The organism is Streptomyces sp. NPDC051207, from assembly GCF_040682395.1.
GTDB lineage: Bacteria > Actinomycetota > Actinomycetes > Streptomycetales > Streptomycetaceae > Streptomyces.
In genome coordinates this window covers 1-1,996 of sequence record NZ_JBFBAX010000080.1, presented here as the reverse complement: position 1 = coordinate 1,996, position 1,996 = coordinate 1, and the positions used below count along the sequence as shown (strand labels likewise).

The 1,996-nt window shown below is 65.3% G+C and carries 2 protein-coding genes; one reads left to right on the top strand and one right to left on the bottom strand.

Translation table 11 applies throughout. The annotated features are described in order from the left end of the window. The first annotated feature begins 103 nt into the window (after positions 1-103). Complete coding sequence (locus AB0M97_RS30775) at positions 104-1,423, top strand: LysR family transcriptional regulator (protein ID WP_365964267.1); 1,320 nt, start codon at positions 104-106, stop codon at positions 1,421-1,423. Between the two features lie 168 nt (positions 1,424-1,591). On the opposite strand, the gene AB0M97_RS30770 is transcribed toward AB0M97_RS30775, so the two are convergent. After that, positions 1,592-1,996 (bottom strand): phosphotransferase (locus AB0M97_RS30770; RefSeq protein ID WP_365964266.1); only part of this gene is annotated, 405 nt, incomplete at its 5' end.

Sequence of the window (1,996 nt, the reverse complement as noted above, 5' to 3'; positions counted from 1 at the left end):
AGTTCTACCCTGACACAGCGCCATCGTGGGGACCGGCCGTTCAGCTCGATGATCTTCTAGAAAGACGCTCGACCAAGATCCCCGACAGCGTCAGGCTCTCAGAGTGATCACACGGCGTCTCGGCGGTGTGACCACCCGGCAGATGACCTCGAAAATCCTGCAGCTCTTGCATGCACAGGGGCTCTGGTCGGTCGTCAACGCGGTACTGGTGCGGCTGGCGGACTACCTCGACGCACACGAAGTGCCCATCGATTACCAGCGCCGCCGCATGCTGGACTACACCGATCTACTCCCTGAGGCCCGATGGCGCCAGATCTGCGACGATGCCGGCGTCCAACCCGGCCGGGGACGCCGTCTCACCGTCGCGCGAAGCACACTCTTCGAGCAGATGTGCGGACTCCCAGCCCACCTCGCCCCCGCCCACCTCGCGGTCACCCGCGCGATGGACCGCCCGCACGTGAACTACTTCGCCGCGTTCCTGACACCTGAAGTCAGAGACGGCCTGCACCGCGCTGGAGCCGACTTCCTCGCACAGAACGGCGTCGAGGGTGAACCTTTGGCCTGGGAACCACCGACGGTGATTGCCGATGGCCTGGAAACGGCAGGTCATGACCTGGAGAAGATCGACATTAGCGGTCTTCACCACGTGATCCGTTCGCCGTCCGTGACGACGGAGCAGGCTGCCCGCGAACTCGGCACGTCGCATGAAGCTGTCCGAGTTCTGCTGCACCGATCTCCCGCACGGGCCCAGCCGAGGCCACGAAGTCGTCGGCGGAACGACGGTGAGGCGATGCGAATCGCGAAACAGGCCTTCCCGCCGGACGAGTTCCGGCGGCTCTACTGCACGGAACGTCTCGGCCTCCGCCAGATCGCGGACCTCGCTGGCGTCAGCCGCAACGTTACGAGGCGTCTCGCTAAGCAGTACGGCATCGAGGTCCGCGAGCCCAACGCAACGGGACCGCGCAAGGGCTACGTCGACGGCGCATGGCTCCGCGAGCAGTACTTGGTCCGTGGTCGGCCCCTTGCAGAGCTCGGCAGTGAGAAGGGCCTCAGCCACACGACCATGACCCGGTGGGCCAAGCTGCACGGAATCCCCGTGACCAAGGTGAACGGGCACACCCGCCCCGAACTCGCGCAGTTGGCAGCTCAGGCCAGCAAGGCACCGGAGATCCTCCGTCCTGCCTTCACGGGGCCGGGCGCATGGGACCGCCTCCGCGAGTTCGCTGCCGTGTCGCGCTACCGCACACTCAAGGAAGCCGCCGAAGCACTCGGAGCCCATCACACGGCCCTGATCACGAGAGCCGGAAGACTGCGTCGCGAGATCGGACAGCCACTCCTCATCCGAGCAACCACGGCGTCGCCAATGAAATTGACCCCGATCGGCGAAGCCGTAGTCGCAGCGATCCATGCGGCGACAGAATGAGGACTTGCCCGGCCGATCATCTGACTGGTCCGTGTCCGGGGCGTTGATGTGGGAACGGGGCGAGAGGCGGAAATGTCCTCTCAAGCTGGTCGAGTTCATCCGCAGCGCCATGTCGGTTCGCCGCACACGGTGCTGCGGATCGGGACCCAGCAGCCCTTTTCTTCCAGTTCAGCCCAGTGCGCAGCGATCGAGTGCAGCACGAACCCGGTTGAGTCCCTCCACTCTCCAGTGACCCCGATCAGGCATGTGGTCGTCTTGACGCCAGCGCCAGGCCGAGAACATCGCCCAGTTCAGGGCGCGGCACTGCTGCACCAGGCCGTGGTCAGCCCCCGCACAGTGCTCTCCCACTTCTTCGGGGGCATGGGCGACGTCGAACTCCATCGGCCCACGGCAGCACGTAGCGAGGTCTACGAAAAGCGGCCCTCTCCTCGTGTTGAGGAGGTTGCCCGGATGCGGCTCGCCGTGCAACAGCTGGTCGCCGGTTTCCTCGCTGCTGATCGTGGCGCTCAGCCCACTGAGTGTGTTGCTCAGGAGTTCCCGGTCAGTATCAGGTAGCTCGGGGGACTGTCCCCG